5 protein-coding genes are annotated in these 6,292 nt (G+C 73.2%); 4 read left to right on the top strand and 1 reads right to left on the bottom strand.

Annotation, left to right across the window (positions count from 1 at the left end):
* Positions 1 to 176 precede the first annotated feature (176 nt).
* The 4 genes from ACLQ25_RS01195 to ACLQ25_RS01180 all read left to right on the top strand — a co-directional run bounded on the left by ACLQ25_RS01195 (position 177) and on the right by ACLQ25_RS01180 (position 4,703).
* A complete protein-coding gene (locus tag ACLQ25_RS01195) occupies positions 177 to 1,361 on the top strand; it encodes a zinc-dependent alcohol dehydrogenase (protein WP_425728261.1) in 1,185 nt (394 codons plus the stop codon).
* A gap of 13 nt (positions 1,362 to 1,374) precedes the next feature.
* Positions 1,375 to 2,334 carry an SDR family NAD(P)-dependent oxidoreductase gene (locus ACLQ25_RS01190; protein ID WP_425728259.1) on the top strand — a complete coding sequence of 320 codons (960 nt, stop codon included), beginning with the start codon at positions 1,375 to 1,377 and terminating at the stop codon, positions 2,332 to 2,334.
* 108 nt (positions 2,335 to 2,442) lie between these two features.
* Positions 2,443 to 3,444, top strand: coding sequence for a serine hydrolase (locus ACLQ25_RS01185; protein WP_425728257.1), 1,002 nt, complete (start codon positions 2,443 to 2,445; stop codon positions 3,442 to 3,444).
* A gap of 113 nt (positions 3,445 to 3,557) precedes the next feature.
* Positions 3,558 to 4,703 carry an MBL fold metallo-hydrolase gene (locus tag ACLQ25_RS01180; protein WP_425728255.1) on the top strand — a complete coding sequence of 382 codons (1,146 nt, stop codon included), beginning with the start codon at positions 3,558 to 3,560 and terminating at the stop codon, positions 4,701 to 4,703.
* Positions 4,704 to 4,730: 27 nt separating this feature from the next.
* Here the strand turns inward: ACLQ25_RS01180 and ACLQ25_RS01175 are convergent, their stop codons facing one another.
* Positions 4,731 to 6,242 carry a deoxyguanosinetriphosphate triphosphohydrolase family protein gene (locus ACLQ25_RS01175; protein WP_425728253.1) on the bottom strand — a complete coding sequence of 504 codons (1,512 nt, stop codon included), beginning with the start codon at positions 6,240 to 6,242 and terminating at the stop codon, positions 4,731 to 4,733.
* Between the last annotated feature and the right edge of the window lie 50 nt (positions 6,243 to 6,292).

The raw sequence follows: 6,292 nt of genomic DNA, 5'->3' as shown, positions 1-6,292 counted from the left end.
CTGCGAGATGTGTATAAGAGACGGGATCAAGCCTGACCGCCCGGAGCCGGGCACGGTCGCCCCCCAGCCCCAACCGCAACCACCGACAAGCCGGCATGCCCGCGGGCCGGAGCGGCCGGTTCAACTCCCCCTGCCCGGGTAGCAGTCAGGGTAGGACCGAGGGAGGGCAGCCGGACATGAAGGCGTTGACCTGGCAGGGCAAGCGGGACGTACGGGTCGAGGAGGTGCCCGACCCCCGGATCGAGGAGCCGACCAACGCGATCGTCAAGATCACATCGACGGCGATCTGCGGCTCGGATCTGCACCTGTACGAGGTGCTGGGGCCGTACCTGAAGCCCGGGGACATCCTGGGACACGAGCCGATGGGGATCGTCCAGGAGGTCGGCCCGGAGGTGACCGACCTGAAGCCCGGCGACCGGGTGGTGGTGCCGTTCAACATCTCCTGCGGCGACTGCTGGATGTGCCGACGCCAGCTCTACGCCCAGTGCGAGACGACCCAGGTGACCAGCGAGGGCAAGGGCGCGGCGCTGTTCGGCTACACGTCCCTCTACGGGTCGGTGCCCGGCGGCCAGGCCGAGTACCTGCGCGTTCCGCAGGCCCACTTCGGGCCGATCAAGATCCCGCAGACCGGTGCGGACGAGCGCTACCTCTACCTCTCCGACATCCTGCCCACCGCCTGGCAGGCGGTGAAGTACGCGGACACCCCGCCCGGCGGCACGCTCGCGGTCTTCGGGCTGGGCCCGGTCGGCCAGTTCTGCGCCCGTATCGGCCGCCACCTCGGCGCCGGCCGGGTGATCGGGCTGGACCTGGTGCCCGAGCGGCTTGAGCTGGCGCGCCGGCACGGCATCGAGGTGCTCGACGTACGCGATTTGTCCGACGTGCCGGGCGCGCTGATCGACCTGGTCGACGGGCGTGGTCCGGACGCGGTCATCGACGCGGTCGGCATGGAGGCGCACGGCTCGCCGGTCGGCAAGCTCGCCCACGCGGCCGTCGGACTGCTGCCGGACAAGCTCGCCCAGACGATGACCGACCGGGTCGCCATCGACCGGCTCGCCGTCCTGCACGCCGCGCTCAAGGCGGTTCGGCGCGGCGGCACCGTCTCGCTCTCCGGGGTGTACGGCGGCGAGGCCGACCCGATGCCGATGATGGAGATGTTCGACCGGGGCATCCAACTGCGGATGGGGCAGTGTCACGTGCGCCGCTGGGTCGACGAGATCCTGCCGCTGCTCTCCGGCGACGACGACCCGCTGGGGGTGGAGGATCTGCGCACCCACCGGCTGCCGCTGAGCGACGCGCCGCGCGCGTACGAGATGTTCCAGAAGAAGGAGGACGGCTGCATCAAGGTGGTCCTGGCACCGTGAGTGCGAGGACTCCGTGAGCCGGGTGGTGGTGATCGCGGGCGCGACCAGCGGGATCGGTCGGGCGACGGCCCGGGCGTTCGCCGAGCGCGGCGACCGCCTGGTCCTCGCGGCCCGCGCGCCGCAGACCCTCGCCGAGGTACGCGAGGAGTGCGCGGACGTCGAGGTGCTGACCGTGGCGACCGACATCACCGAGGCGGGCGCGCTGGACGCGCTGGCGCAGGCGGCGATCGAACGGTTCGGCCGCATCGACGTCTGGGTGCACACCGCAGCGGTGATGGCCTACGGGCGCTTCGACGAGCTGCCGGAGCGGGTGTTTGACCAGGTGGTGCGCACGGACCTGCTGGCCGCCGCCGGCGCGGCCCGGGTGGCGCTGCGGCACTTCCGGGCCACCGGCGCCGGGACGTTGATCCTCACCGGTTCGGTGCTCGGGCACATCACCGCCCCCTACATGAGCGCGTACGTGACCAGCAAGTGGGGTTTGCAGGGGCTCGCCCGGACGCTCCAGCAGGAGCTGCGGGACAGCCCGGGAATCCGGCTGTGCCTGGTCAACCCGGGCAGAGTGGACACACCCGTCTACCAGCAGGCGGCCAACTATCTGGGTCGCGTCGGCCGCCCTCCACCGCCGGTCGCGGGGCCGCAGCGGGTGGCCCGGGCCATCGTGGACTGTGTGGACAGTCCGCGTCGGGAGGTGTCGGTGGGGCGGCTGAACGTGGTGCTGCGAGCCGGCTTCACGCTGCTGCCCGGCGTCTACGACGTCCTCGTCGGCCCGTTGATGCGGCTCGCCGGCCTCGGGCGGCCGGTTCCGGCGCACGACGGCTCGGTCTTCGCCCCGAACCCGGCCGGCGAGGCGGTCCGTGGCGGTCACCTGCCGGACCTGCGGCAGCTCGCCCGGGCGGTGTCCGGGCCGGCGGCACAGCTCCGTGGTACGGCGGCCGGCGCGATCGGCGCCTTGCTGCGCCGACGGCCCGGGTAAGACTGTTCGGGACTGTTCGGGACTCTCTCCGGGGGCATCATGAATAGATCAACTCGCCTAGCGTGGGGGGCCGGCAGGCGCTCCGGCGCCCCACGACGGGAGAGACGATTGACCATCCGACTGAACCGCAGGACCGCCCTCGGACTGGGTACGGTGGCCACCGCCGGCACGGTGCTCGCCGCGACCACTCCGGCCAGCGCCGCCGAGGCGACACCCACCACCCCCGCGCAGGCGGCCCGGCGGGTCGCCACCGGCTTCGGGCGCCACCGCGCCGAGGCCGGCGGCAACTGGCAGGCGTACGTCAGCGTGGCCGACCCGGCGGGCACGCCGGTCGTCGCGGTGGCGGCGGACGCGGACCGGACGATCGAGGCGTACAGCGTCAACAAGATCGCGGTGGCCACGGCGGTGTTGGACAAGGTCGACCGTGGGCTGCTGACGCTCAACCAGCGGGTCGAGGCGACCGAGACGATCGTGGTGCCCGGTGGTGACGGCATCTTCAGCCTGGACGGCGCGTACCCGAGCAGCGTGACGCTGGGGCACGTGCTGGCGAACCTGCTGACCGTCTCGGACGACACCGCCGTACGACTGTGCGGGCTGGTCGCCCCGGCCGCCGAGATCAACTCGATCCTGGTTGCCAAGGGCTTCCCGAACACCCAGGTCGAGCCGGTCGCCAACCCGAACCGGTTCTTCCTCGGCACCAGCACTCCCCGGGAGACGCACGACCTGCTGCGGGCCCTGGTCGCCGGCACGCTGCTCTCGCCGGCCTCGACGGCGCACCTGCTCGGGCTGCTGCGCTCCCCGGTGGCCTTCACCGACGGGATCCGTCGCACCATGTCCTCCGACGATCGGGCCCGCATCGCCACGAAGGCCGGCTGGTTCGCCGACGCCCGGCACGAGGCCGGCGTGATCTTCGACCGGTCCGGCGCGGCGGTGCTCACCTACGCGCTGTTCGCCGACGGGCAGGCCGACCCGGACAACTTCGGCGCTACCCATCCGGCGGTGCGGGCGCGGGCCGCCATGGGTCCGAAGTTCCTCGCCGCGGTGGACCGCCTCGGGGGCGCGGGCACGGCGTACCGGACGAGCGTCCAGCGGCCCAGCAACGGCGGCTGACTCCGCTGCCGGGCCGGTCGTCGGGGGACGACCGGCCCGGTGCGGGCGACCGCCGGGGCGGGAGCCGGGCGGGGGAACTACCGTGTAGGGCGGGACACGGCGGAGGGACGGCGATGATGCCAACGGGACGCACGGACGGGCAGAGGTCGCTCGGGCGACGGATGCGGGCGACGGCGGGACTGGCCGCGCTGGCCGGCCTGGCCTGGGTGGCACGGGACGTGCCGGCGGCACTGGGCGGGCGACTCGCCGGGGCCCGAGCCGAGCGGGCGGCCCGCTCGCCCCAGTTCCGTGACGGCACGTTCCACAACCAGGCCGACGTCCGCACGATGGTCGCCGCCGAACCGGGTCGTAACCTGGTCCGGGAACTGATCTTCGGCAAGCAGAAGCGCCGCCCCACCGCGCCCGTGCCGCTGCTGCGGCCCGGCGCGTCGCCGGCCGCCGACACCGCCGACGAGCTGAATATCGTCTGGTACGGCCATGCCTCGGCCCTGATCGAGATCGAGGGCCGGCGGGTCCTGCTCGACCCGGTGTGGAGTGACCGCTGCTCGCCGTCCGGCGCGGTCGGCCCGCGTCGGCTGCACGAGCCGCCGGTGGGCATCGACGAGCTGCCCCCGCTCGACGCCATTCTGATCTCCCACGACCACTACGACCACCTGGACATGCCCACCGTGCGGGCGCTGGTCGCCGGGCAGTCGGCGCCGTTCGTGGTGCCGCTCGGAGTGGGCGCCCACCTGGATCGCTGGGGGGTGCCCGCCGAGCGGATCATCGAGCTGGACTGGTCCGAGTCGCACCGGGTCGACGGGTTGGAGATCGCCGCCACCGCCGCCCAGCACTTCTCCGGTCGCGGGCTGCGCCGCGACGGCACGCTCTGGAGCTCCTGGGTGGTCGCCGGGGCACGACGTAAGGTCTTCTACACCGGTGACTCCGGCTACTTCGCCGGGTATGCGGCGATCGGCGCCGAGCACGGGCCCTTCGACGTCACGCTGATGCAGATCGGCGCGTACGACCGGGCCTGGCCGACCATCCACATGTTCCCCGAGGAGGCGGTCGACGCCCACCTCGACCTGCGCGGCGGCCTGTTCATCCCGGTGCACTGGGCGACGTTCAACCTGGCCCTGCACGACTGGTCGGAACCGGTGAACCGGCTGTGGGCCGAGGCGAAGGCCCGGGATGTGCGGCTCGCCGTACCCCGCCCGGGTGAGCGGGTCGTGGTCGACGACCCGCCCGCCGTCGACGGGTGGTGGCAGTCCGTCGCCTGAGACGGCAGTCCGTCGCCTGAGACGGGTTCAGAGCACGAAGGCGTCGGTCCAGAGCGCGCCGGAGCGACCGGAGAGCGCGTCCAGCATCGCGACCGCCTGGCCGTCGGTGAGCTGCGCGACGAAGTCCACGATCGCGCGTCCCCGGGCGCGGCCGATCCGGTGCGGCGTACGCGGGTGCAGCTCGGCCTCGGCCAGCTCGACCAGGTCGTGCAGCCGGCGGGGCAGGCGGGACTCCTCCTCCGGGTCGAGCAGCCACTCCCACAGCGCCTCCACCAGGGTGCCCAGCAGGCGGGCCTGACCACGCTGGTGCAGGGCCAGGTCGGGGCGGGCCAGCACGAACCGGTGGTGGACGAACTTGAGCACCTGCACCTCGTGCCACTGCGCGCAGCCGAGCAGCACGTGCCCGGAGCGCACCGACGGCTGGTCGGTCACGGTGACGGCCTCGACGAAGCGGGTGGACCAGCGGGCGGAGAACCGCGCCACGTACTGCTCCGCCTCGATCGAACCGTCGAACGGCATCGCGAGCAGCCCGTCCACCAGTTCCTCGCGGACATGCTCGACGGCGGCGGCGAACGCGTCGTCGTCCGCGACCCAGGCGTCCTTGCGGTGCAGTTGCCGGCGCAGCCGCTCGATGGCCGCGCCGGGTCGTCGGGCCGAGGTGGCCAGCGCGGCGTCGGTGATCGCCCGGAAGTGCCCGCTCTCGCGCTGCCAGGCCATCAGCTCGGCGGACACCGCGCCCTGCTGGAGCACACCGACCCGGTAGAAGTCCTCCACGTCGTGGATGGCGTACGCGATGTCGTCGGCGGTGTCCATCACGGACGCCTCGACGGTCTGCTGCCAGTCCGGAATGCGGCCGACGAACGGCTCCCGGGCCTGCCGCAGGTCGTCCAGCTCGGTGCGGTACGCCCCGAACTTCAACGAGCCGCTCTCCGGGTCGTCCGGCGGCGGGGTGGCGCCCCGCGGCGGCGGGTCCAGCAGGCGCGGGTGGGGGTCGGGGTAGTCCAGCCGCGTCCACGGGTACTTCAGCATCGCCGCACGGACGGCGGCGGTCAGGTCCAACCCGGTGGTGGCGGCGCCCCGGATCTCGGTGCTCGTGACGATCCGGTACGACTGCGCGTTGCCCTCGAAACCGTCGGCGAGGCCCAGACGCTGGCGGGCCAGCCGGTCGAGCACCCGCTCCCCCAGGTGGCCGAACGGCGGGTGGCCGAGGTCGTGCGCGAGCGCGGCGGCCTCCACCACGTCGGGGTCACAGCCGCCGAGCTTGTCCAGCAGGTCACGCCACCTGTCGTCGGCCGTCAACCGCTCGGCGATGGCGCGGGCCACCTGGGCGACCTTGAGGCTGTGCGTGAGCCGGTTGTGCACCAGCAACCCGGAGCCGACCGGGCTGATCACCTGGGTGACCCCGCCGAGCCGGGCGAAGAACGGCGAGCCGACGATCCGGTCCCGGTCGGCGCGGAACGGGTTGGCCGTGAGGTCGCCGAGGGCCCGGGCGCTGCCGCCGAAGAGCCGTCGGGCGCGCGGCTCCGCAGGTGATTCCATGATCGCCACGCTAGCGCAGGCCCGGTGCGGCCGGTCGAGGGATCGACCCG

Source organism: Micromonospora sp. DT44 (assembly GCF_049841635.1).
Lineage (GTDB): Bacteria > Actinomycetota > Actinomycetes > Mycobacteriales > Micromonosporaceae > Micromonospora.
Note: the sequence above shows the minus strand (reverse complement) of the source record. Positions and strands in the feature narration are given on the sequence as shown.

Coding starts and splice junctions, on each gene's coding strand:
- ACLQ25_RS01195 (WP_425728261.1), top strand. CDS start 177: ATGAAGGCGTTGACCTGGCAGGGCAAGCGGGACGTACGGGTCGAGGAG.
- ACLQ25_RS01180 (WP_425728255.1), top strand. CDS start 3,558: ATGATGCCAACGGGACGCACGGACGGGCAGAGGTCGCTCGGGCGACGG.
- ACLQ25_RS01175 (WP_425728253.1), bottom strand. CDS start 6,242: ATGGAATCACCTGCGGAGCCGCGCGCCCGACGGCTCTTCGGCGGCAGC.